The sequence below is a fragment of the Erwinia sp. BNK-24-b genome, assembly GCF_047456155.1.
Taxonomy (GTDB): domain Bacteria; phylum Pseudomonadota; class Gammaproteobacteria; order Enterobacterales; family Enterobacteriaceae; genus Erwinia; species Erwinia phyllosphaerae.
Window position 1 is genome coordinate 118,060 of sequence record NZ_CP179901.1, and the last position, 25,079, is coordinate 143,138.

17 protein-coding genes are annotated in these 25,079 nt (G+C 52.2%); 9 read left to right on the plus strand and 8 right to left on the minus strand.

Annotated features, from left to right (window positions below):
• The first annotated feature begins 465 nt into the window (after positions 1 to 465).
• The 3 genes from ACMGGR_RS00560 to ACMGGR_RS00570 all read left to right on the plus strand — a co-directional run bounded on the left by ACMGGR_RS00560 (position 466) and on the right by ACMGGR_RS00570 (position 7,369).
• Positions 466 to 3,963, plus strand: a complete 3,498-nt coding sequence (locus tag ACMGGR_RS00560) for an autotransporter outer membrane beta-barrel domain-containing protein (RefSeq protein ID WP_414147923.1) — start codon at positions 466 to 468, stop codon at positions 3,961 to 3,963.
• A gap of 157 nt (positions 3,964 to 4,120) precedes the next feature.
• Positions 4,121 to 6,250: a TonB-dependent siderophore receptor gene (locus ACMGGR_RS00565; RefSeq protein WP_246762299.1), complete on the plus strand. Its 2,130-nt coding sequence runs from the start codon at positions 4,121 to 4,123 to the stop codon at positions 6,248 to 6,250.
• Between the two features lie 18 nt (positions 6,251 to 6,268).
• The gene (locus ACMGGR_RS00570) at positions 6,269 to 7,369 is read left to right on the plus strand and encodes an ABC transporter substrate-binding protein (RefSeq protein WP_414147924.1); all 1,101 of its coding nucleotides are present in this window, start codon (positions 6,269 to 6,271) and stop codon (positions 7,367 to 7,369) included.
• A 70-nt stretch (positions 7,370 to 7,439) separates the two neighbouring features.
• Here ACMGGR_RS00570 and proP read toward each other — a convergent pair whose 3' ends face one another.
• The gene (gene proP / locus ACMGGR_RS00575; protein ID WP_246762296.1) at positions 7,440 to 8,945 is read right to left on the minus strand and encodes a glycine betaine/L-proline transporter ProP; all 1,506 of its coding nucleotides are present in this window, start codon (positions 8,943 to 8,945) and stop codon (positions 7,440 to 7,442) included.
• 444 nt (positions 8,946 to 9,389) lie between these two features.
• On the opposite strand from proP, the gene ACMGGR_RS00580 reads away from it, so the two are divergent.
• Positions 9,390 to 9,869, plus strand: a complete 480-nt coding sequence (locus tag ACMGGR_RS00580) for a hypothetical protein (RefSeq protein ID WP_246762294.1) — start codon at positions 9,390 to 9,392, stop codon at positions 9,867 to 9,869.
• A gap of 70 nt (positions 9,870 to 9,939) precedes the next feature.
• Here the strand turns inward: ACMGGR_RS00580 and ACMGGR_RS00585 are convergent, their stop codons facing one another.
• Positions 9,940 to 11,499, minus strand: a complete 1,560-nt coding sequence (locus ACMGGR_RS00585; protein WP_246762292.1) for an EAL domain-containing protein — start codon at positions 11,497 to 11,499, stop codon at positions 9,940 to 9,942.
• A 215-nt stretch (positions 11,500 to 11,714) separates the two neighbouring features.
• Between ACMGGR_RS00585 and ACMGGR_RS00590 the strand changes: the two genes are divergently transcribed.
• The gene (locus ACMGGR_RS00590) at positions 11,715 to 12,479 is read left to right on the plus strand and encodes a class II aldolase/adducin family protein (protein WP_246762291.1); all 765 of its coding nucleotides are present in this window, start codon (positions 11,715 to 11,717) and stop codon (positions 12,477 to 12,479) included.
• Between the two features lie 9 nt (positions 12,480 to 12,488).
• Complete coding sequence (locus ACMGGR_RS00595) at positions 12,489 to 13,433, plus strand: ABC transporter substrate-binding protein (RefSeq protein ID WP_246762289.1); 945 nt, start codon at positions 12,489 to 12,491, stop codon at positions 13,431 to 13,433.
• Positions 13,434 to 13,436: 3 nt separating this feature from the next.
• Here ACMGGR_RS00595 and ACMGGR_RS00600 read toward each other — a convergent pair whose 3' ends face one another.
• A complete protein-coding gene (locus ACMGGR_RS00600; protein WP_414147925.1) occupies positions 13,437 to 14,498 on the minus strand; it encodes an AI-2E family transporter in 1,062 nt (353 codons plus the stop codon).
• 124 nt (positions 14,499 to 14,622) lie between these two features.
• Here ACMGGR_RS00600 and ACMGGR_RS00605 point away from each other — a divergent pair, with 124 nt between their 5' ends.
• Positions 14,623 to 14,886 (plus strand): hypothetical protein, encoded by a 264-nt coding sequence (locus tag ACMGGR_RS00605; protein ID WP_414147926.1) that lies wholly within the window; start codon positions 14,623 to 14,625, stop codon positions 14,884 to 14,886.
• A 317-nt stretch (positions 14,887 to 15,203) separates the two neighbouring features.
• On the opposite strand, the gene ACMGGR_RS00610 is transcribed toward ACMGGR_RS00605, so the two are convergent.
• Both ACMGGR_RS00610 and ACMGGR_RS00615 read right to left on the minus strand, forming a co-directional pair.
• The gene (locus ACMGGR_RS00610) at positions 15,204 to 16,019 is read right to left on the minus strand and encodes a TIM barrel protein (protein WP_246761266.1); all 816 of its coding nucleotides are present in this window, start codon (positions 16,017 to 16,019) and stop codon (positions 15,204 to 15,206) included.
• A 267-nt stretch (positions 16,020 to 16,286) separates the two neighbouring features.
• Entirely contained in the window at positions 16,287 to 16,460 is a 174-nt protein-coding gene (locus ACMGGR_RS00615; RefSeq protein ID WP_246761265.1) for a hypothetical protein, read from the minus strand.
• 76 nt (positions 16,461 to 16,536) lie between these two features.
• Between ACMGGR_RS00615 and ACMGGR_RS00620 the strand changes: the two genes are divergently transcribed.
• Both ACMGGR_RS00620 and iolB read left to right on the plus strand, forming a co-directional pair.
• Positions 16,537 to 18,042, plus strand: coding sequence for a CoA-acylating methylmalonate-semialdehyde dehydrogenase (locus tag ACMGGR_RS00620; RefSeq protein WP_246761264.1), 1,506 nt, complete (start codon positions 16,537 to 16,539; stop codon positions 18,040 to 18,042).
• A 17-nt stretch (positions 18,043 to 18,059) separates the two neighbouring features.
• Positions 18,060 to 18,875: a 5-deoxy-glucuronate isomerase gene (gene iolB, locus ACMGGR_RS00625; RefSeq protein ID WP_414147927.1), complete on the plus strand. Its 816-nt coding sequence runs from the start codon at positions 18,060 to 18,062 to the stop codon at positions 18,873 to 18,875.
• A gap of 235 nt (positions 18,876 to 19,110) precedes the next feature.
• Here iolB and ACMGGR_RS00630 read toward each other — a convergent pair whose 3' ends face one another.
• The 3 genes from ACMGGR_RS00630 to ygfK are packed head-to-tail and all read right to left on the minus strand — an operon-like array spanning position 19,111 to position 25,062.
• Positions 19,111 to 20,580 (minus strand): nucleobase:cation symporter-2 family protein, encoded by a 1,470-nt coding sequence (locus ACMGGR_RS00630; protein WP_414147928.1) that lies wholly within the window; start codon positions 20,578 to 20,580, stop codon positions 19,111 to 19,113.
• Positions 20,581 to 20,629: 49 nt separating this feature from the next.
• The gene (gene ssnA, locus ACMGGR_RS00635; RefSeq protein WP_246761261.1) at positions 20,630 to 21,955 is read right to left on the minus strand and encodes a putative aminohydrolase SsnA; all 1,326 of its coding nucleotides are present in this window, start codon (positions 21,953 to 21,955) and stop codon (positions 20,630 to 20,632) included.
• Between the two features lie 2 nt (positions 21,956 to 21,957).
• Positions 21,958 to 25,062, minus strand: a complete 3,105-nt coding sequence (gene ygfK, locus ACMGGR_RS00640; RefSeq protein WP_414147929.1) for a putative selenate reductase subunit YgfK — start codon at positions 25,060 to 25,062, stop codon at positions 21,958 to 21,960.
• Positions 25,063 to 25,079 lie beyond the last annotated feature (17 nt).

The following is a 25,079-nucleotide window of genomic DNA, read 5'->3' on the forward strand; positions in this document are numbered from 1 at the left end:
ATTGTCTTTTCGCTTCGCAGCTTTAATTGGCTTTTTCATTAATGTTGTTTTTTAAATTATTGTTTTTATAAATATAAAAAAGAAGATTAATGGTCATGTTTTCGCTTCTCTTCTTATGGCTATTTATGGAATGAACCCCCGATTTTCCCGTTGGCGGTTAGCTGTTTTAATAACGCAATTGACTTATATCGACGATTAACACACTCTTTTTGCTGAGGCTATTTTATCGCGGCGCTTAAAAAACGCTTCTTCTTATGCGCCCATTCAATTAATATTGTTGCGCCAGGAAGGCCAGAATTAAAGGATGGGAAGCGGTGTTGCCCGTTTTATTCTCATTACGCTGTCAATTCAAAATAAACGCTTCGGATAGCGTATCGCACAACGTTTCCCCGGAACGCCTCCTCGCATTAAAACAGCAGCCAACCCCTTAATCGTTTTAAAACCATATTAATGAAAGGATGCACTATGGTTATGAAATCACGGCCTTTTGCGCTCGGTTTGCTCACGCTGACGCTCTCCCCACTCTCTGTTTTTGCCGCATGGGTAGTGACGGATGGTTCCACTTTACAGGTAACCTCAGGCTATGACTCTACGGACATCAGTGACGTACCGTTACAGGCTTCCGGACAAAACAGCCGGTTAGTTACCGACAGCGGACTGGCGTTCAGCATGTCAGGTGTTGCGACAAGCGTTGCTAAAATTATCGACCAGGGCAGTCTGAAGTTGAATAAGGCAACTTTATCCTTCACGGGAATTGACGGACAGGTCATTTCGGTTAACAACGCCACGATAGATATTATTGGAAGCACGCTTTCCATATCCGGGAAGCGCAACTTTGCTATTAACGCAAAAAATAGCAACGTCTCTGTTAAAGACAGTTCTTTGTTACTTGAAGGCGCTGGAGCAACTGGAATAAGCGTGAACGATGGCGGTACGCTAACGGTGAAAAATACCGTTATCAGCAATCAACCGGATTATGCCTCTACCGGTATCGTAATGAATCATTATGCCAAAGCCACGCTAAACGATGTAAAAATTACGCTGAACGGCAGTAACGTCTCTCATGCAATTAATATCTATGGCGGTTATATGACTGCCGATAACGTGACGATAGATACTGAGTCAGCCAAATGGGCTGCTATTTTGACAGGAAATGCCTCTGGTCCCAATAGTACGTTAGCGCTAAGCAACAGCACTATTAACTCCGTCTTTACCGCGCTGCGTGGTATGGGGGGAAATATGACGTTAGATAATGTGAATGTGACGACCCGTGGTACATCAGGCCTGGCTATTGATGTTAATGTCGAATCAAACGCTATCGTTCGCGGCGGCAGCTATCAAACTTCAGGGGAAAGGGCACATGGAGTATGGGTAGCAAATAAGCTCTCCACTTTAAAGGCTTCTGACACCAGTTTTACTACCCGGGGTAGCGGCTCCCATGCTGCTTTTCTACAGTTCGGCACAACCGAGTTGAATAACACGAAGTTAACAACGTCAGGAATCGAAAGCTTTGGCATGTATACCGAAGCGAGCGATCCTGATAAGCAGGGGAGCATTACGGGCGACAATGTCACTGTCAATACATCCGGAGAATCGAGTTATGGTGCCAGAGCACATGGAGGAAAAATAACGTTAGAGAATTCCGCCATTACTACCAAAGGGGCAAGCGCATCAGGTGTAGGGATAAGTAATGCAGGCGTGCTGACGCTGGTCAACACACCGGTAACAACTTTTGGAGATGACGCATCGGGGATTACTCTTGCCGCTACCGCAAGTGCAACGATAAGCAATTCGGCAATAGGGACTTCTGGCTCACAGGCGCATGGCGTAAATGCCGACAACAGTACTATTAACCTGACGGACGTCTCTTTAACCACTTCAGGTACAGACGCTTACGGCATAGTGGCCAAAAACAGCAGGACAGGCGAAATTCGTAACAGCACCATTTCCACTACGGGAAAGGGCGGCGTAGGTATCGCTGCTTTGCTATCTGCCAGCCTGACCGGCGATAATCTTACTATCAATACAACCGGTGAAAATGCGCCAGGCTTGTCTGCCTCTCTTGCCACGTTAAAGCTGGCCAACAGCACAATTACTACGGCGGGGACAGGCGATAAATCTCCTGCCGCTTTGTACGCGGCCGACAGTTCAGGCAGTGCGACCAACACAGTAGAGCTGGACAACGTCTCGTTAAATAGCCTGGCGGGCAATGGCGTACTGGCGAAGGGGACGCCGCTCAACCTGACGCTGACAAACAACAGCGTTATCTCTGGTGGCAACGGCACGGCATTACGTGCTGTCCCAAACATCGTCGAAAAAGAGGGCACGGTGACCTATGCAAAAGTGAACATCACTGCAAAAGATCGTGCCCGGCTGCTGGGGGATATTATCGCCGAAAGTGACGATAACGAGATCAATCTGTCGTTAAACAGCGCCTCGGTTTTGCAGGGTGCGACGCAAAACGTTAACAGGCTCATCCTTGATGCCGCGAGCAGCTGGTTGGTAACGGGCGACTCTGACGTTAAAACGCTGCAGCTGAATAACGGCTCGGTGATTTTTAATAACGAATCCGGTTTCAGTACCTTAACGGTAAATGGCGATTTGACCGACTCAGGGAATTTTACCCTGGGTACGCAGCTGGGTGATGACAGCTCGCCAACGGACAGAATTCTGGTCAGCGGCACCGCATCCGGGCAGTACGGTTTGACCATTAACAACAGAGGCGGCACGGGCGGGATCACGGACGCCGGTATTCTGGTTGTGCGGGTAGCTGGCGATGCCAGTAATGCCGATTTTAAACAAAATGGCACCGTGGTCGCGGGTAACTATCAGTACATGCTCCATAAGATTGGTGACGGTGCCTGGTATTTACAGACCTCGCTGACGCCGGTAACGCCACCGGATGAGGCTGACGGCGATGCTGAAGAAATCGACAACGGCGATGTTCCGGGAATTGATGATGGCGATGTCCCCGGAATTGATGATGGCAATATCCCGGAAACCGATGGTGGCAATACCCCGGAAATTGACGACAGCGTGACGCCAGGCATCAAAGCTTACAGGCCAGAAACCGCCGGTTATCTTATCGCGCCTTATCTTAATGCCGCTTACGGCTTTGCCGCTATCGGCACCTGGCATGAACGACTGGGCGCTTATCAGGATGACACCATGTGGGCAAGAGTCTCTGGTCGGCATGACGGATACCGTGCAGGGCGCTTCTCTTTTAACGTCAACACGACCTTTGTGCAGTTTGGCGGCGATCTTCTGACTAAAAGTCTGGCTGACGGCTGGCATCTGAGCGCCGGGCCGGTGATAACGCTGGGCCATCAACGCAGCAATAACAAAGACACCGCGCGTAGCTTACGTTCTGAACTCTCTGTCGATGTCGGTAAAATCACCACCAATACCTATAGCCTTGGCGGTTATCTGACGGCGTGGAATGACGAAGGTGCTTACCTGGATAATGTGGTGCAGGTGACGCGCTACAGCAACGAGTTTACCAGCCTGACCAGCGCGAAAATGGACAGCTACGGCGTCGTTGCCTCTGTGGAAACCAGTCTTCCCCTTTCGCTGGGCGGGCAGTTTAAGCTGGAGCCGCAGCTGCAGGCTATGGGGCAATATATGAATATCAGCCAGACCTATGCCAGCGGCGTTAAGCTGAAAGATCAAAACCTGATGGTCGCCCAGCTGCGTGAGGGACTACGGCTTTACTACGATAGCCCGTTACTTAAGCCTTATCTGCAGGCGGATGTCGTGCAGTTGCTGGGCCGTACGCCAGGCGTTGATATGAACAATGAAACGCTGACGCCGGATGTTCGTCGCGGCTACTGGCAGGCCGGAGCCGGACTCAGCAGCCAGCTCAACGCGCACTTAAGCGCTTACGCACAGATGAAATATTCGCACAGTTTTGGGCCAGGCTCGGAAGGCTATACGGGCAACATAGGCGTGAAATACAAGTTTTAATTCAATAAGCTGGCGTCGTTATCGACGCCACGCTTCGGGCCTGCGGGCCCTTTTTTGTTGCCGTAGCTTAGTGGCAGCGCTCATTTTTGAAATTGATAATGGCAATGAAAATTATTATCATTCGCGCCAATTATAACTCCATCCTGCGTCCTTATTGATGAAAACACCATCCGCACGTTCTGCCAGCGTTTTTTGCCTGCAAAGAAAAACGCCGCTTTATATCGCTCTTTCTTTGCTAAGCGCCTCTGCTATAGCCGCAACCAGCAAAGACCAAACGCTGACCGTGACCGCTGACAAAGCAGCCCCTACGGGCAGCTACAGTCAGGATACCGCCACGGCTGCGACCAAAACGGCCACGCCGCGTAGTGAAACACCACAGTCCGTCAGCGTGGTCACGCCGCAGGTGATAAAAGATTACCAGGTTAAAACCGTTAACGACGCCATGAAGTTTGTCAGCGGCGTAGCCCAGGGCAATACGCTGGGCAACATAGAAGACGGTTTTGTTAAACGCGGCTTTGGCAGTAATTCCGATGGCTCTATCTTTATTGACGGCGTGCGCAGTAACCAGGGATTGTCGATGGATTCCACCATCGATCATGTGGAAGTGCTGAAAGGGTCCGCTTCACTCCTGTACGGCATCCTTAATCCGGGCGGCATTATCAACCTGGTCAGTAAAAAACCACAGTACGAATGGAATACGCATATCAGCGGTGAATCTACCAGCGTAGGCGGCGGTGCGGGCAGCATAGATATCACCGGACCGTTAGGGAACGGCTTTGCTTTTCGTCTGGTTGCCGAACGTCAGCGTGAAGATTACTGGCGCAACTTTGGCGTGAATGAACACACGCTGCTGGCGCCTTCACTGAGCTGGTACGGTGATAAGGCTTCCTTCAACATCAGCTATAGCGAATATAAATTTGATATCCCTGTCGATCGCGGCACCGCGTTTATCAATAAAAAGCCGCTGAAGATCCCGTACAACGAGCGCATTGACGATAACGCCAACCATGCCTGGGGCAAAAACAAGCGGTTGAATGTCAATTACGGTTATAACCTGGACGAGACCTGGGAAACGCATTTCAACTATGCCTGGATGCAGCGCCGCTATGACAGTAACGAAGTTCGCGCCACGGCGATCAACGCCACTACCGGCATCGTTTCTCGTCGCGCCGATGCCAACCGCGGCTTCAATCACCAGACCACTTATCTTTCGTGGGATATCGGCGGCAGCCCGGAAATCTGGGGCATGCAGCATGACGTCATGCTGGGCGTGGACTACGAGCAGGATGAAACCTACAAGGCATACTCTTATCGCGGCAAGGTTTCAAAAACCTTCAACATGTACGATCCGGTCTATGGCGAAGAGCCGCCGGTCAGCGCCAGCACGGTTTCCGATGCGCAGAGTAATTTGCGCACCAACCTTTATAGCCGTTCCGTATTTGCTAAAGACAGCATCCACCTGACCGACAAATGGATCGCCGTCGCGGGCGCACGCTATCAGCGCTATACCCAAACGGCCAGCAGCGGCTGGACCGATCCGCAAACCACGCTAAACGATCGCGGTGATGCTTTCCTGCCGCAGATGGGACTGGTTTATAAAATTCGACCAGATTTATCGCTCTACGGCAGCTACAGTAAATCGTTTACGCCTTCGACCCAGACAGATGACGACGGTAACGTCGCCTCAACGGAAAAGGGCACCACGTATGAAGTGGGTGCAAAATGGCAGATGGTACCAGCGGTTTCTGCCACGCTGGCGCTTTATCGCATTGATGAAAAAGATATGTCAGTGCTGATTAACGGCGTCACGCGCAATATTCCAAAGGCGCGTTCAACCGGAGCAGAAGTCGAAATTAACGGCGAGCTGGCCCCTGACTGGAATTTAATCGCCACTTACAGCCACGACAAAACGGAAATTGTAGAGGACGACGTTAATTCGGCGAACGTGGGTAATCGCCTGGTTAACGCCCCGACTAACAGCGGCAGCCTTTATCTGACGCATGCGCTGCGCTTCTCCTGGCTACCTGGCGATGTACGCGTTGGCGGCGGCGCGCGCTACGTTGGCTCCCGCGCGGGCGATCCGGAAAACAGCTTTACCATGCCGGACTATACGGTTGCGGATGCTTTTGTTGCCTGGGACAGCAAGCTGGTCGGCAAGCATACGCAGCTGAAGGTGAACGTGAATAACCTGTTCGATAAAGAGTACTACGAATCCAGCGGTGGCAGCCTGCGTGTTAGCGAAGGTGCACCGCGCGAAGTCGTCGTCTCCGCTTCGGTAGATTTTTAATAACGGCCGGGAAAACCGATGAAAAAAACGCTGATTATGCTGCTGCTATTAGCCAGCGGACTGGTGCAGGCAAAAACCGTTACCGACATTTTGCAGCGACAGGTAACGGTGCCGGATAATCCGCAGCGCATCGTACTGGGTGAAGGACGGTTACTCTACACCCTTGCGCTGGTGGAAAAGGGCAACCCTCTGGCACGCGTAGCGGGCTGGCCTGACGATCTACAACGTTACGATCGCCAGACCTGGGAACGCTATACCGCGGCTTTTCCGGCAATTAAAAAAATTCCGCTTATCGGCGGCGCAAATCCTGGCCAGTTCAGCGTGGAAAAAATTATCGCACTGCACCCGGATTTGGTGATTTTGCCGGTTTATGCCAGAAAACCGACGACGCAGGATAACGTACTGGCCCAGTTAAGCGCGGCGCGCATCCCGGTAATCTATATTGATACTCGCGTCGAGCAGTTGAAAAACACCGTGCCAAGCCTGCAAATTCTTGGCGAAGCGCTAAATGACGGTCAGAAAGCCCAACGCTTTATCGCTTTTTACCAGCAGCATATGAACCTGGTTCGCGATCGTCTGCGTCAGGCTAATCCACCCAAGCCCAGCGTGATGCTGCAGCTGCATATTGGCCGCCGTGACGTTTGCTGCACAACTGTTGGTCGCGGTAACCTGGCCGATTTGCTGGAATGGGCGGGCGGCAGAAATATTGCGGCCGGCAAGTTTTCCGGGGTCTTTGGTCAGCTAAGTCCGGAAGCCGTGCTGGCGGCTAATCCCGATGTTTTTCTGGCGACGGGCATGAGCGGTCCTCAGCAGCCAGATCGGCTACAGCTTGGCCCACAGGTAAAGCCGGAAGCGGCGCAAAAGAGTTTTGATCGGGCGCTGGCGGGCGAAAGCGTCATTTCCCAGCTGGCGGCGGTTCGCAACGGGAGAACGCTGGCTATCTGGCATAATTTCTACCTTAGCCCGTGGCACCTGCTGACGGTTGAAATGATTGCCAAAACGCTGCATCCCCGGCTGTTTCACGATTTGAATCCGGCCGAAACGCTACGGGAAATGAATCGTGAATTCTTACCGCTTCCGGAAACGGGAACCTACTGGACAACTGGCGACAAGCGATAAAAGCGGGAAAGGGTAAAAGCGGCTCTGGTAAAAGGCAGAAAAAAGCCCGCGGCTGCGGGCTTCCGGTACTTTACTCGTTAATACGCGGATGCTGGTTAATCAGATGCTTACGCTTCTCTTCCAGCTCGGCGATCTGCTCGTTAATATCTTCAATCTTGCTCTCGATATTATCGTGGTGCTCCTGCAGCAGTTCTTTCGCCTCGGCGATATCAGACGCGGCAGGCGTAGCGCCACGCAGCGGCATATTCGCGGTTTCTTTCATCATGATACCGGTGATCAGCCCTACCACCGCAACCACCATCAGATAGTAGGCTGGCATATAAAGATTAGCGGTATATTCTACTAACCATGCCGCCAGCGTTGGCGTCAGGCCCGCGATCAGAATAGAGATATTAAACGCGCTCGCCAGGGCACTGTAGCGGATATGGGTAGGGAACATCGCCGGAAGCGATGACGCCATCACGCCGGTAAAGCAGTTCAGAATCACCGCCAGCAGCAGCAGACCGGCAAAAATCAGCCCCATCACGTTACTGTTGATCAGCATAAAGCAAGGAATGGCCAGCAGCAGCAGCGCAATACTACCGATGATCACAAACGGACGACGCCCAAACTTATCGCTCATTAACCCCATTACCGGCTGAATAAACAGCATACCGATCATAATCGCGATAATAATCAGTACGCCGTGATCTTCGGAGTAATGAAGGTTATGCGACAGATAGCTCGGCATATAGGTGAGCAGCATGTAATAGGTCACGTTGGTGGACAGCACCAGACCAATACAGGCCAGCAGGCTTTTCCAGTGTTTGGTCGCGATCTCTTTGAAAGATACCTTCGGGCCGTCAGCCAGGCCTTCACGGTCGCCCTGTTCCAGCTTGTCTACGTGCTGCTGGAAAGCCGGGGTTTCTTCCAGCGCGTTACGCAGATAAATACCGATCAGTCCCAGCGGCAGCGCGACGAAGAACGGCAGACGCCAGCCCCATTCCAGGAAGCTCGCTTCGCCGACCACGGTAGAAATCAGTACCACCAGGCCCGCGCCCATAACGAAACCGACGATAGAACCGAAGTCCAGCCAGCTGCCCATAAAGCCGCGTTTGCGGTCAGGGGAGTATTCGGCGACAAAGATAGAAGCGCCGGTATATTCACCGCCTACGGAGAAGCCCTGAGCCATTTTACATATCAGCAGTAAAATCGGCGCCCAGATACCGATAGAGGCGTGCGAAGGTATCAGGCCAATACAGAAGGTACTGACCGACATAATAACAATGGTAACAGAGAGAATTTTCTGGCGGCCGTACTTATCGCCCAGCGCGCCAAAAAACAGGCCGCCCAGCGGACGGATCAAGAATGGAACGGAAAAGGTTGCCAGCGCGGCTATCATTTGTAAGCCGGGATCGGCGCCAGGAAAGAAAACCTGACCTAGCGCGTAGGCCACAAAACCGTATACCCCAAAGTCAAACCACTCCATGGCGTTACCAAGCGACGCGGCGGTAATGGCTTTGCGTAACCTGGCATCGTCAATGATCGTTACGTCTTTTAAGCCAATCGGCTTAACACGCTTCCTACGTAGCTTCATATAAAAACACCCTGTAATTGACTGTTTCCCAGATAATTTTTCCATTTTGCGCCGCACTTATGACACCATGCGGGCAGAACGGTACAAATTGCGTACGGACTTTTACCCTACAGACAGAGATAAGTAGCGGGTTTGTTGTTCAACTGCCAAATATCTGTCTGCCTTCATTATATCCTCTCTCTGGCGCGTAACATAATTTCTACCCGAAATCAGATAATGTAACCAGAAGTAACATTTTGCAATCGACCCACTCAGGGTATGCCGGCCTTGAATGTGTACAGTGCGCGGCTCTGAATGAATAACGCCGGGCCAGGTTAGTCCAGGATTTTTCGGAATAGAAATAGCTTTAAAAACTTTATATTAATATGACACCTGATTGAATTTAGTATTGCACGCTCTGGCGCAATCAGTAATACTGCCAGCCGCATTTATGCGGAGCTCGCAATGTATAATAAAATAAAACCAGATTTTGAAAATTACTGGCTGGACAGTATAGAAATCAATTTGAAATTTTTTCGTTCGCCGCAACTCTTTTTCCCTGGTAAATATGGGGTTTATTCCAGGCAGAATGAATGGTTACAATGTGGCAGACGTGTTGATAAAAATTTGCAGCAGGAAGCGAAACGGCATCGACTGTTTTTTCAGCATGTCGCAGCAAGGATCCAACGACGGATAAAAAGAATACGTCTTTTATTTCAAAGGGTTGTAAAAAGCAATTTTCCGGGGGACAGCGATAGATTTCATACTGACTTATATCAACAGCAATTTGAAAATATCACGGATCTACTGGCAAGAATTAATTGCCGGGAAAACAGACGTCGTGAAAAATCAGACATAACTCCGCTCCATCGGGAAAAAGTGTCAGCGGATGAAACGCTGGAGTCCGCATTGCGAATCATATTAAAGCATCGTGAATGTAATTGAATATCATTACGTCATTCCTCTATTTGATTTAATTATCTCTGGTAACAGATTATTATTCAGCTCCGCACTTTTAGCCCAGCGGATGCTGACCTTGTTGCTGTAGCCACTCCATCAGTACGCTGCTTTCCATTGGACGCGCATACAGATAGCCCTGAATAAATACCACACCGCGATCTTTAACGTATTGTAGCTGTAGCGGCGTTTCTATCCCTTCCGCTACCACCTTCAGCTTCAGCTTGTGGCTTAGCATGATGATGGCATCCAGCACTGGCGTTTCGCCTTCCACCGACTCAATAGCGTTAATAAAACCACGGTCAATTTTCAGGTAGTCGAGCGGGAAAGTTTGCAGGTAGGAAAGCGAGCAGTGGCCAGTACCAAAATCATCAATCGCAATACGGATCCCCTCGCTGCGCAGCAGCTGCAGTTTTTGCACAACATCCTCGCCGTCGGACAGCAGGCTACGTTCGGTAAGCTCCAGCGTAATTCTGGATTGATGCGTGGCCATCGCAGCAGCAAATTGTCGGATATCACTGACAAAATCTTCGTGCTGGACATGTTCGGCCGCCACGTTGATCGCCAAATGAAAGTCAGGCGGAACACTCCAGCTTTTCGCTTCTTCGGCAATCAGCTGCATTAAATGACGGGTAAGCGGGACGATCATACCTTCCGCTTCGGCTGCGGCAATAAACAGATCGGGCCGTATCTGGTTGCCGTCAGGCAGGTGCCAGCGCATGAGCGCCTCTACGCCACTGGCCTGGCCGGTTGCTATATGGTAAACGGGCTGATACTGCACGGAAAATTCACGACGCACTATGGCCCGACGTAACCGGTCACGTATTGAAAGCTTACGCTCCAGCCAGTTATTGATCACGGCCACCAGCAGCAGCGACAGGATCAGCGCCACCGGTACAAAGGTAAGCAGACCATGGCGCCAGTTTCGCATGACGTCGCTGGCGGGCGAGGTAACATGCACAGTAACGGGATAGCGGCTGGACGTTTTATTCAACATCAGCGCAGCGGGTACAGCGCCATCCTTTATGTCGCTATAAAGGATGGCGCCTCCGCCAAACTGTAGCGTAATACTACTATCCTGATTCCTGTCGATAGCATTCATAAAATCCAGCAGATATTGCCCGTCAATCAGCGCAAAAGTGCTGAACTGGCTGGGCGTATCGCGCACAAAAATCACCGCCGGGCGATCTTTTACCGCCCGGGTACCGGCAACCGAAAGCATCCACCAGGCTTTACGGTTTTCCGGCGGCGGCCGTAAAAGCATGGTCTTGATATCGCTATGGCTGCTGCCAAAAGCAGAAGAGCAGGTCACCAGGCCGTCCTGCATTACGCCAACGGCGCGAAAATAGGGATAAAGCGCCGCATATTGCCGTAAATCTTCATTAACATCGTCGCATTGTTTACCGGAAAAACGGCGCAGCTGATCGATCATATTCCATGCCTGATCGCTGATCGTCTCGGCGTGAGCCAGCAGCATGTCTGCCGTTGCCTCCTGCTGGCGTTGAACGCTATGTCTGGCGTCGACCCAGGTAAAAATGACGCAAAGAATTAGCGGTAGCAGGCCTGCGGTAGCCAGAATAGTTATCTTTCGCGCGCGTTTTTTTTTCGGCGAATCCATGATGGACCTCTGTTAACGGCGCCTCGGTGCCTGAAGAAAATCTTAAGGTAGCACGTCACGAAAGAAAAAGTTTAAACGTCACGCTGCCCATCCTGACTTAGTCAATTTTATGCAATTTATTCTTATATTCGTCATTTCCGTCTGCCGATCCTTTCGTGTCAGGATGCCAGGACAGGGCTTCGGCCGTCCATCACGCTGGTAAATCAGGAGAATTTATGACTGGCGCACTGCATCCTGCTGAATCACTTCGCGCGCGTATTACCGACGCGGAGTGGCAGGCTCGAACCAAACTGGCACAGTGTTACCATCTGGCGGCGCGCCTGCGCTGGACAGATCATATTTACACCCATTTTTCATTACGTGTGCCGGGCGATAAGCCTCATTTTTTAATTAATGCGTATGGGCAAACGTTTGATGAAATCGCGCCGGAAACGCTGGTAAAGGTCGATCTGGATGGCGAAATTATTGACGATCCCACCGGACTGGGGATAAATCCTGCAGGTTATGTCATTCACAGCGCTATTCATCGCGCCCGACCGGAAACGCATGCCGTACTGCATACCCATACGGCCGCAGGTATTGGCGTAGCGGCGCAAAAAAATGGCCTGCTGATGATTTCACAACACAGCATGCGCTTTTACCGCCGACTGGCTTACCACGACTATGAAGGGATTGCGCTGGATCTGGATGAACAGCAGCGAATCGTCGCCGATCTTGGCGATCTGAACGCGCTGATCCTGCGTAATCATGGCCTGCTAACCTGTGGGCGGGATCTGGAAGAGGCCTTTTATAACCTTTATTACCTTGAACGTGCCTGCGTGGCGCAGCTGGCTGCCCAGAGCGGTGGCGCTGAACTCACTATTGTCCCTGATGACGTATCGGAAAAAGCCGCGCAGGTATTTGATGACGCTATCAAAAATAAAAGATATCTGCTGCACTGGGATGCCTACATACGTCAGCTGCAGCGCAATGCGCTTTAAGGAAGGAAAATGAAAGCGGGAAAAATCGTTCTGGCGCTGCTGCTTAGCGCCGTGGCTGCCGCCAGTATGGCAAAAGAGGAAGAGGTAACGCTGGTGCTTGGCGATCAGGCGCGCAACTTACGCTCTCTGGTCGAAGCCTCTGGCGTAATGAAAGATGCGCCTTATCACTATCGCTGGGCCAATTTTCAGGGTGCTGCGCCGTTATTTGAAGCGCAGCGTGCTGGCGCTGTCGATACTTCTTACGCTGGCGATCTGCCGGTGTTGATGGCGGCTTCCGGCGGCGTCGATCTGAAAATTATCGCCACTAACGTAGGCGACAACAGCGCGAACGGTCTGATTGTTCCCGCCGATTCACCTGTACATAGCGTAAAAGAGCTGGCGGGGAAAACGGTGGTCGTTTCATCGGCACGCGGCAGTATCTCTCAGCATCTGTTGTATGGCGCGCTAAAAGAAGCCAGCGTGCCGCAAAAGGATGTTTCCGTCCGCTTTGTATTGCCAACCGACGCCAGCGCGGCCTTTAATTCCGGACAAATCACCGCATGGGCTACTTTCGATCCCTATCTGGGCATAGCAGAGCAGCATGGCGCGCGCCTGTTGCGCGACAGTAAAGGATTAACGACCGCGCTTTCGTTTGTCACCGCCACCGGCAGCTCGCTGAAAGATCCGCAAAAGCGTCTGGCGATTGCCGATTTCGCCCGTCGTCTGGCAAAAGCGCGTGCGTGGGGGATTGCTCATCCTGCGGAATATAATCAGGTTTATTCGACGCTGACCCGACTCTCGCCGGAAGAGTCCAAAGCCATAACCGCGCGGATTTCGCACGGTATACGGCCGGTCTCAACGGAGGATGTGGCTCGCGTACAGCAGGTCGCCGATCTTTTCTCTTCGCTGGCTATCTTGCCCAACAAAGTTAACGTTCAGGCGATTACCGATAGCAGCGTATTTGAGGCTCGCTGAAGGCTATTTCTGTACTTTGGGTTTGGCGACTCTCGGCGGCCTGCCGTTGCCCAGCAGGATCGCCAGCTTGCTGCCGCCGGGCGTCGTTTCCATCAGGATTTTACACACGCTGGTCAACGGGACCGAAAGCAGCATGCCAACCGGGCCCAGCAGCCAGCCCCAGAAAATCAGCGACAAAAAGACCACCAGGCTCGACAGCCCCAGGCCTTTACCCATTACGCGTGGCTCCAGCATATTGCCGAAAACCATATGGATAGCGCTGAACAGAGCGGCAACCAGTGCAGCATCATAAACGCTGTTTAGCAGCAGCGCCTGCAAGGTGGGCGGAATGCCTGCGATAATGGGGCCGATATTGGGGATATAGTTCAGTACAAACGCCAGCGCCCCCCATAAAAGCGCAAACTTCACGCCCAGCAGTACCAGCACCAGCCAGACCGAGAGCCCGGTAATCAGGCTAATAAGCGTTTTCAGCGCCAGATAGTGCGTGACGCCTTTTAACGCCCGATGTAAGCCGGCTATGCGAATTTTGGGGTTAATCAGCGCAAAACGCAGCTTATAAGGCAGGTGATGCACTTCAAAAAGCATAAACACGACGGTCATTACCAGCAGTACCAGATTAGCTAATGCGCCGGAAAACTGACTCAGGATAACGGTCGCCATGTTCATGATCGCGTTAGGATCCAGCCGTGCGGCCAGACTGTTAGTAGAAAGGTTGATATGAAAGGGCGCCACCAGATGCTGCACTATCGTAAGCTTCTGCGTCATCTGATGCTGCAACTGAGGATAAACAGTAGAAAACTCATCGGCTGAACCGGCAATCATTGCTACCAGCAGGCCCAGCGCCGTCAGCACGGCGGCAATTACCAGCGTAATGGCCAGTCCGCGTCGTACGCCCCGGCGCATCAACAGGGTGACTAAAGGATTTAAAACAATCGCCAGAAACAGAGCGAGCAAAAAGGGCACGATGATCGTCGAGGCTGCCTTGATCCCTGCCAGTATCACGACCAGTGTCGCCATCTTTAGCAGTATATTCTGCCCCATCTTCTCCTGCTGCAGTGTGTTCATTCCTTCTCCCTCTGGCTTCGATCTGCTAAGTGTAGCGGCTTCCGGCCACTAACAGCCTGATTTCCGGAAAGCTCTGAGGATTTTTACGCCAGCGTTTAAGCCATAGCGGGTGCTTTATTTTATTGTGGGCAGGTTAACGTTGTTGCTCACTGTCAGGGAAAAGCAAATCAAGGTGCTGCTCGTTGTTTGGGAAGCGGGAATTAAGGTGCCGTTCTTTAGTTGGGAAGAGGGAATTAAGGTGCTGCTCGTTGTTTGGGAAGAGGAAATCAAGGTGCCGTTCGTTGTTCGTGAAAAGGAGATCAAAGTGCTGCTCGTTGTCCGGGAAGAGAAAATCAGGGTGCTGTCGTTGTTCTGTAAGGGTGATGAAGCTTATTGCTCGCGCTACTAAAAAAAGGCGGCCGTAAGGCCGCAAGGTAGGACACAGATAAAACCGAGGAAAAGGGTATAAGTCCTTACGTGGCTAGTGAGCTATGCTGGTCCAGGCCAGAAAGCACTCTCTTTTGAAAAATAAAATTTTGAGAGGCACAGGCTTTGGCATAACGACTGCTGCCTGTGCCTGTGCCTGTGCCTGTGCCTGTGCCTGTGCCTGTGCCTGTGCCTGTAACTGTAACTGTAACTGTAAACCGTTTCCGCTATGCTTTAAGGCTGTTGCAGATATTTGACTCCTGGCGCTTCCAGCTGAGCATAGCTCGTACCGTAACGCTGTTATGCCTGCAGCAGCTCAATGCTCTGACGCAGTTCCCGTTCAATATCCGCCGCGCTCCAGTTTTCCATTGCCGAGGAAAAAGGCTCAAAAGCATAAATGCCGCGATAGCCCATACGTTCCAGCCTTTGAACCTGGGCCACGCTGTTAAGCAAGTCACCTTTGCTTAGCATAATTCGTTCTTCGTCAGTCAGTTCTGCCGTTGGGCGCGCATCTTCCACGCCAGAAAGATGTACCAGGCCAATCCCGTTAATGTCGATGCCCTTTTCAAACTCTTCTTCCGCTTTTTCATAAAGATGATGATGGAACGTATCCAGCACCAGGCGGAAAGGCACGCCCGCATCACGAATCAGCGCCTGGCTATGTACCGCCGAACGTAGCGAGCTAATCGGAAAGCCGAGCGGCTCGACCAGGCCTTCCACACCATACTTTTCAAACAGCGGGGCCAGGGTTTTCAGCGCGCTGATGGTTTCTTCTGCATCAACCGGCGTGCCGTCGTTTAACGGACAGAGAACCAGTGCTTTAGCACCGATACCTTCAGCATCTTTCAGCAGCGCCTCTGTTTTTGCCAGAAGCGCATCGTCAATCTGGTTAAACGGATAGACCGCATTAATGGTGACAATTTCCAGGCCATAGCGCTGCGCCAGCTCGCGCACTGCGCTATGGCTAAGGTTATCCGTCACCTTACCGCTGCGCATATCGTTACGCAGTTCGACTTTATGCAGCCCCAGTCCGTGGACCAGCTGGAAAAATTGCTCAATGCTGAGAGCGGGCGCAATTTTACGGTTAACACAGAAACGGGTTGGATCGATGGCCATCTTGCTGCTCCTGCAGAATAAGAAATAAGGCTGAATAATGAGTGAGGGCGCAGACCCCGGCATGTCGTCCGGCCTTATCTTGCCAGTTCCGCCACCCGTCACGTTCAATTTCACTAAGAAAACATTTATTTCATATTAGTGGAATGATGAAATTTAAATTTTTGGATCTTTCTCGCAAAATTTCGTTTTTCCGCATCGGGACTTACGTTGTAGTAGCCGTTCTTACAGCTGAAAAAACAAAATGCTATCGGCCAGGAAAGTGGAGTATTACGGTGATCCCAGCGCTATTTCTGGTTTTTTCTTTTGCTCGCCACAAAGGGATAAGCCCGCGTTCGTCAATGTGCTGCCGGTAAAAAATGCGATCCACGCCGCTAAAAATGGATTTTCTAAAGTGGAGTATTTGAAAAATTTATTCCAATATAATACTGTCATTGCACGCATTTGGGAGTTGTCCGGTCGGATTGCCAGCTGAACAAGCGGCTATCCGCAGGAATACATACATTAAAGAGGCCAGAACATGACTACTACAGGAAACTTTATCGGCGGAAAAACGTCTCTGAGCGCCAGCAATGAAACTATTCCGATTTACGATCCGGCAACCGGTAAACCAGTGCGTGAATTGACGCAAAGCTCGGCGGAAGAAGTCAGACAAGCTATTGAAGTTGCGCATAATGCGTTTGATGGCTGGTCACGTACTTCGCCACTGCGCCGCGCACGCGTGCTGTTCAACTTTAAAGCCCTGATGGAACAGCACCGTGACGAGCTGGCCGCACTGATCGTGAGCGAGCACGGCAAAGTCTGGTCAGATGCGCTGGGTGAGTTGACGCGTGGTATGGAAGTCGTCGAGTTTGCCTGCGGTATTCCTCATCTGATTAAAGGCGAGAACTCTGCGGATGTTGCCACCGGTGTGGATAGCTACTCGTTGATGCAGCCGCTGGGCGTGGTCGCGGGCATTACGCCATTCAACTTCCCGGCAATGGTACCGCTGTGGATGTTCCCGATTGCGCTGGCCTGCGGCAACACCTTTGTCCTGAAGCCGCCAGCGCTGGACCCGTCAGCTTCTGTTCGTATGGCCGAGCTGCTGACCGAAGCTGGTCTGCCGGACGGCGTGTTTAACGTTGTTCACTGTTCTAACGAAGATGCCGAACAGCTTTATACCAATCCGCTTGTTCAGGCGGTCAGTTTTGTCGGTTCTTCTGGCGTAGCGGAACATATTTATAAAACCGCCAGCGCACACGGCAAACGCGTCCAGGCCTTTGGCGCGGCGAAAAACCACGCGATTGTTATGCCGGATGCCGATCTTGATGCAACGGTAAACGCCATTATGGGCGGTGCATTTGGTTCCGCGGGCGAACGGTGTATGGCGCTGCCGGTAGTGGTAGCAGTGGGCGATGACACTGCTGACAAACTGATTGCTGCCCTGACGCCGCTGGTAAAAGCATTGCGTGTGGGGCCGGGCATACAAAAAGGCAGTGAAGAAAACGAGATGGGGCCGGTAGTTTCCGCTGCGCATCAGAAGAAAGTGCTGGGCTATATTGATAAAGGTGTGGAAGAAGGGGCGAAGCTGGTGGTGGACGGCCGCAACTTCCAGGTACCGGGCCATGCTGAAGGCTACTACGTTGGCGGCACGCTGTTCGATAACGTTACGTCCGATATGGTTATCTGGCGTGAAGAGATCTTTGGACCGGTATTGAGCATTATGCGTGCGCCAGATTATGCCACGGCGCTGGAATTAGTTAACAGTCATGAGTTTGGCAACGGTAGCGCTATTTTTACCAGTAACGGCCACATCGGACGCGACTTTGTCCGTGAGGTTCAGGCAGGCATGGTGGGCGTTAACGTACCCGTTCCGGTGCCAATGGCGTTCCATAGCTTTGGCGGCTGGAAACGCTCCGTGTTTGGCGCGTTAAACGTACACGGACCAGATGGCGTGCGTTTTTATACCCGCATGAAAACTGCCACCGTGCGCTGGCCGAGCGGACAGAAAACCGTTTCTGAATTCAGCATGCCAACGCTGGGCTAACGATAAGGAGACGCAATATGTCATTGCTGTCTAAAGCACAACGGCCTGATGCGCAGGGACGCATCCAGCAGGTTACGCCAGAAAGCGCCAGCTGGCGCTATGTTGGCTTCGAAGCTTATCAGATGAAGCAGGGGCAAACTATTCAGCTTGAAAGCGGTGATAAAGAGCTGTGTCTGGTGTTGATTGCCGGACTGGCATCGGTAAAAACCCGTCATGCCGAGTTCCCTGATATCGGTAAGCGGATGTCGCCCTTTGAACGCACGCCGCCGTACTCTGTGTATGTGCCGCATCATGACAAAGTAGAAGTTCGTGCCGACTCCGATCTGGAGCTGGCAGTCTGCAGCGCGCCGGGCAGCGGTAATCTGCCCGCACGGCTGATTACGCCGGCAGATGTGGGCGTCGAAAAACGGGGCAAAGGGCGTAACAAACGTCTGGTGCATAATATTCTGCCTGACGACAGGCCTGCCGATAGCCTGCTGGTGGTAGAAGTTTATACGGACGAAGGCGATACCAGCTCTTACCCGAGCCACAAGCACGATCAGGAAAACTCAGAGACGGAAACCTATCTGGAAGAGACTTACTATCACCGTTTCGATCCGGAACAGGGATTTGCTCTGCAGCGCGTCTATACGGATGACCGCTCCCTGGATGAGTGTATGGCTGTCTATAACCATGATGTGGTCACAGTACCGCGAGGCTATCATCCGGTAGCGACTATTGCGGGCTATGACAACTACTACCTGAACGTTATGGCTGGTCCGGTTCGTCTGTGGAAGTTTAGCTGGGAAAAAGATCATTCCTGGGTAAACAGTGAAGCGTATCCACGTAAATAGAGCATTTTAGCGAAACGTGTTTACGGTAAGTCGAGCATTTTAGCGAAGCATACCCATGTAAACAGGGCTTCTCAGTAAAGCGTGCTCATATATGGCGGGCGTCTCAGTAATGCATGCTCCCGTAAGCAGGGCGTCTTTCAAAGCAATGTTTTCTTTGTGAATGCATTAACGATACAGAGTTTGCCCGTCCTTTAATAAAGGGGTGACGCCAGTCACCCCTTTTTGTTAGCGCTGGCTATTCGACTTCTTTCTGCCTCTGCTCGCGGGCACGACGCAGCAGTAGCCACATTCTGACTGTTCTGACCGCTACGGTACGTGCGGCAGTAGATTGCGTAGTCGGCTCTTCCGGGGCGCAGTCTGCGCAGGTGCGTTGCTGAAGATGGGCGCCTTTGCCATTTAAAATCAGATTCGCCACAATCGCCACGCAAGTGCCAAGCGTAATACCGCTATGCAGGAACATTTTCGCCATTTCAGGAAGCTGCGCGAAAAGCTGCGGTACCAGCACGGGCATCAACCCTAAACCCAGCGTCAGCGCGACAACCATACCGTTATTGTTATTACGGTAGTTCACTTCGCCCAGCGTCCGAATCCCGGAAACCGCTACCATCCCGAACATTACCACGCCAGCACCGCCCAGTACGGGTTTCGGTACGATAACAACCAGGGCTGCCATTTTGGCAAAAAGCCCCATCAGGATCAGGATGCAGCCGGAAACCGCTACGACAAAGCGGCTTCGGATCCCGGTTAACCCGATCAGACCGACGTTTTGTGCAAAGGCCGCATAAGGGAAAAGATTAAAAAAACTGCCGCAGAAGGTTGCCAGACCGCAGGCTAACAACCCCTTTTTCAGGGTTTCCCTGTCTGCTTTTCGCCCTACCATTTCACCTGTTGCCATCATTGATGACATGGTTTCTACCATAACGACAACCATAACCATTGACAGCAGCAAAACAGGTACCAGGTGAAACTCAGGCAGAGCAAACTGCACTGGAACGGGAATATTAAACCACGGGCTAAGGGTTATGCGGCTGAAATCGAGCGTATCGACGAAGTACCACAGCGTTGAGCCAACGACCAGCCCAATCAGCACGGCAATATTTTTGAGCAGTCCGGAACCAAACGTATAGATATTCAGGATGATAACCAGTGTCAACACAGCCATAGCCAGCGAGGTCACGCTGCCGAAGCTGGCCATCTCGCTGTTGCCGCCGCCGATCCAGCCGCCCGCTACCGGCATAATAGAAAGGCCGATCAGCGTGACAATAGACCCCATTACCACCTTAGGGAAAAAACGAACCAGTCGACAAATCCAGGGCGCGCTGAGCAGCGTAAAGGCACCGGCAATCATCACCGCACCAGATATACCGCCCATGCCATACTCTTTGCCTATTAACACCAGCGGTATTAGCGCAGCGAAAGTACAGCCCTGAACAACCGGCAGGCGGCAGCCTAGCCAGCGCCCGGCACCCAGCGTTTGCAGTAGTGTGGCAAGGCCGCAGACCACTAAATCACAGCTGATTAACACAACAATTTGCGCATCGGTCATGCCTAATGCCGCGCCTACGACCAGCGGAACGGCAACGGCCCCGGCATACATAACCAGCACGTGCTGCAGGCCATAGAGGATCATCTGCCCGACGGGCAGTATCCGATCGACGGGTAGAACGGAAGTCTGAAGCGGCTGATGAATCACGGATGTATCCATTACTCTCTCCCTTACGGCCAGGCCATCCCTGGCTACGATTCGAAGGCGTTCACAGTTTTGCCATGTTTTGCCATAGTCGTTCGGCAGCCTGGCGTGCTTTGGCATAAAGCGGTTCTGATTCAAAGGGGAAATGGCGGTCCTGGTATACCATTCGGCCGGCAACCATTACGCTGTTTACCGCCGCGCTGTTTATGCCAAAGGCCAGATGACCCGCCAGGTTTTCCGCCTGTAGCGGCGTGGGGGAAACATAATCGCAGATGGTAAGATCGGCGGTATAGCCCACCGCCAGTTGGCCAAATGGCTGAGCAAAATTACGCTCCAGCAAAATGTTGCCGTTATGCAACATACGCAGAAAACTATCGGGCCATAGCGGGCCGCCCGCATCGCGATGTTTAAAATAAGCAAATTTCAGCTCTTCAAACATATCGGCACCAATACCGTCAGTGCCTAACGCCGCCAGCTGGTAATCAGGCAAACGATGGTTATAGCCAACATGGTTATTCATATTGGAACGCGCATTATGTACCAGACAGGCTTGGCGCTGATTCAACAGGGCAACCTCTGCGGGCGAAAGCCAGAGCGCGTGGGCAATCAGCGTTTTTTCATCCAGCAGACCAAATTTATCCAGGCGCACAATCGGGTCCATACCGTACTTATCGTGGCTGTGCGAAACATCATAGCTATCCTCTGCCACATGTATGTGCAGGCCGCGGCCTGTTTCCCGCCTCGCTTCGGCCAGCATCGACAAACCGCTGTCCGGTACGGTAAAGGGAGCGTGGGCACCCAGGTGACATTCAACCAGGCGTTCCTGAACGCCTTTATCACGCTGTGCATCGATCAGGTGCGCAAAAGCTACGTTTTCTTCCACGCCCGCTTCCAGCTCGCGTAAACCAAAATTACGATCTGTTGTTTCAAAGCAGGTCATTCCGCGCAGTCCGGCCTCTATAAAACCGCGCCGCAGGATCGCCAGCGATCCTTTGATAAAATTTGGGGAGGCATGATGATCGATAACGGCAGTACAGCCGTGACGAATGGCTTCCAGTGAACAGATCAGGCCGCTGTAATAAAGGGACTCTTCATCCAGCGCTCGATCCAGCCGCCACCAGAGGTTTTTCAGCGTTGAGATAAAATCCGGGCAGGGGGCTATCGGTGCCAGAATGCCGCGCGAAAGGCCAGAGTAGAAGTGGTTGTGCGCGCAAACCAGCCCGGGCATTACCAGCTTGCCGTGCAGACAGATAATTTCCGCCTGCGGATAGAGCGCTGACAGACTGCTGCCGATGGCAATAATTCTGTCGCCCTCGATGACAATATCGCTATTGTGCTCAACTCGGCAGGGGTGGAAATTTACAAGGGTACAATTTTTTAATAACAGCATGATTATTCCTCCACGCTGCCGAGCAAATAAGCGTGATGCTGGCGCGTATAGCTGATAATCCGCGCCATATCATGCAGTTCGTCAGGTACCTCAGCGATTTCTCCCTGCCTGTCGACCTTAAGCTGCCAGACGCGATTGTTAAGGCGAACCTGAACGTTTTGTTGATGGAGTACAAAGCCCGGATTAGTACTGTTCTCGAAGTCGTCCTGGCGGCTAAAAAGGGTAATTTTGTCTTTATAAGGTTTACCTCGCCACGGGCAGAACTGGGCGCAGTTGCCGCATTCATTGCAGAACGCGTCCAGATGCAGAATTTGCTGGCGGCTGTTAAAACCCGGTACGGCAAGCGCAACGTTGGCACGATTAGGGCAGACGTCCACGCACCTGGCGCACACGTAGTTACATTCCAGACAGCGAGCGGCTTCCTGACGGGCGAATGCATCTGGCTGATCCACGTCGATCTGCCGCACTGCTACCACGCCACGCCGACGATATATTGCCGTTGGGTCGCTATTCAGCCAGCGCTTGTTTTCATCGTTGTGATGAATGTTTTCCCGCTTAAGGATGGTGCGAGTCGCCTTACGTGCGCCACCAATGGCGGCAACAACAGAGGCTGGCCCACTTTGCACGTCGCCAATCAGAAAAACGTCTGGCAGACGCGTTTCCAGCGTATGGGGATCAACTTCTACGCTGCCGGAAGCGGCAAGGGGTAAGCCGATGCGCTGTAAAATTTCGTTATCTGCCTGCTCGCCGGTAGCGGCGATGAGCGCGTCAAAACGTCGGCTTAACGTTTGCCCGGTCGCAACCGGACGACGGCGGCCCTGTTCATCAGGTTCTCCGGGCTGCATAACACGGAGTAGTAGTTCGCCGTCGGCCTTAAAGCTTTCTGGATTCACCAGCGTCATAAACTGCACGCCGTCGCGTTTTGCTTCCGCAATCTCTTCCGGCCAGGCGGGCATATCCTGCTCTTCACGGCGATATAACAGGGTAACTGACCTGACGCCAGGAACTCTTAGCGCGGCCCTGGCGCAATCCATCGCCGTATTGCCTGCGCCAACAACGGCGATCTCGCCCTGAATGGCAGCAGGTGTATTTTGCTGATTGAATGCCTGAAGAAACTCAAAGGGTTTAAATATGTGCGGATTATCACCGGTCAGCGACAGCGCGTTATTTTTACCGGCACCGATGCCAATGCAAATACAGGTGAAGCCCTGCTGGCGTAGCTGCCCAATAGTCAGATGCGGATCGCAGTCAAAAACGAACCTTACGCCGTGATCGGCAATGAACTTAATATCCTGTTCAATCAGGCTGGCGGGAATGCGGAAGCGAGGAACAATATGTTGCACCACGCCGCCGGGGCCAGCTTCTCGCTCAAACAGCGTTACCGGATGACCTGCACGCGCCAGAAAATAAGCGGCGGCCAGACCTGCCGGCCCGGCACCCATTACCGCAACGGGATGTCGGTTGCCCGAACCCGCCGGTTTATGCCAGCGCTGACGGTAGGCTTGCCAGCCCTTTTCCAGCACGATTTTTTTGATTGCGCGAATGTTCAAAGCGTTATCGTAATCAAGGCGGGTACAGTTGTTCTGACACTGATGATCGCAAATATGGCCAGTAATGGCCGGTAGCGCGTTACGTTGATAGATCAGCTCCAGCGCCTCAACGTAGCGGCCTTCTCCCGCCAGACGAAGGTATTCCGGAATATCCTGGCTAATGGCGCAGGCGGTGACGCAGGGCGCGACGTAGCAGTCGGTCAACGGCAGCGGTTCGCCGGTATCAATCTGTTCACGAGATTTCCAGGACTTTTGTGCCCACTCAGCGGTTAGCGCTTCCTCAGCCAGCTTTTTCAATCGCGGAACATCAATATGCCGTTGCTGCCAGCCCGGATTTGTTTCGAGCAGCTGCGCGCAGGTTTTCATTCGCAGATAGCCGCCTGGTTTTAGCAAATCGGTGGCCATTGTCACTGGTTGAATACCGGTCGCGAAGATTTCAGCAATATTGTACTGGCTGGCCCCACCGGAGTAAGAGATGGGCAACTTCCCGGCAAAATGTTCAGACAGCAATGCCGCAACGTTAATGGATAGCGGATAAAGTGCGCGGCCTGACATATACATCTCTTCACCCGGTAAGCGATGTTTATGGTTGCGAGCGCCCAGCGTATTGGTCAGCTTCACGCCGAAGACGCGTTGTTTCTCGCGCCCCAGCGCCAGAAGCCGCTCCAGCATGCCCAGCGCCTGCGCTAACGGCAGGTCGTGACTAAAGGACTCTTCGCTCAGTGAAACATAGTCAAAGCCGTTGTTATCCAGAATTTCCCTGACGCGCGCATAGCCCAGCAGCGTGGGATTAAGTTTGACAAAGGTATGCAGCTGCTTCTCCGTCAGCATATAGCGGCAGATTGACTCGATTTCGTCAGGGGGGCACCCGTGCATGGTCGAAAGGGTTACGCTGTTGACCATACGGCTGGATATACGCGGTAATAAGGCCTGCAAATCGGGCGGGTTGGCTTTTTTCAGCAGTTGCCAGCGTCCGTCCGAGATAAAATTTTGCAGCATATACTGATAACGAGCGAATTTTGTATTCTGACTGGCGTCCATCATTTCGCTGATAAAGGTTTGCATGGCGGGCTGCTTAATACCCTGTAAATCGTAGCCAACGCTCATATTGAAAATAAAAGAGCGCTGTCCGCTTTCCCCACGCGGTGTAAAAATTGCTTCCAGCAGATGCAGAACGAACCACGCTTTCAGATATTCATCCCAGGCTTTGGGTAGCGTGTACTCCGTTGACCATTCTGTATTAAAAGCTTCGTCACTGGCGTCAATACAGGGCTTTTCCAGTTCCAGTCGATCCAGAATTTGTACGGTTTTCAGCTCAATAAAGCTGCCGCCAGCCAGCCATGCGGCGATAATATTTTGCGCCAGCTGCGTATGAGGCCCGGCTGCCGGCCCAACGGGCGTATCGCAGCTTTCCCCAAACAGTGAAATTTTTCGATGTTGATTTCGCTGATAAAATTCCGTTTCCGGAATGCCAAAAATTGTCCGGTTTTCCTCATACTCCGCGGCTGTTCGCGTCAGGAGTTCATCAAAGGGAATGGGACGCATAATGTCACCCATATATAGCTCCTTAATGC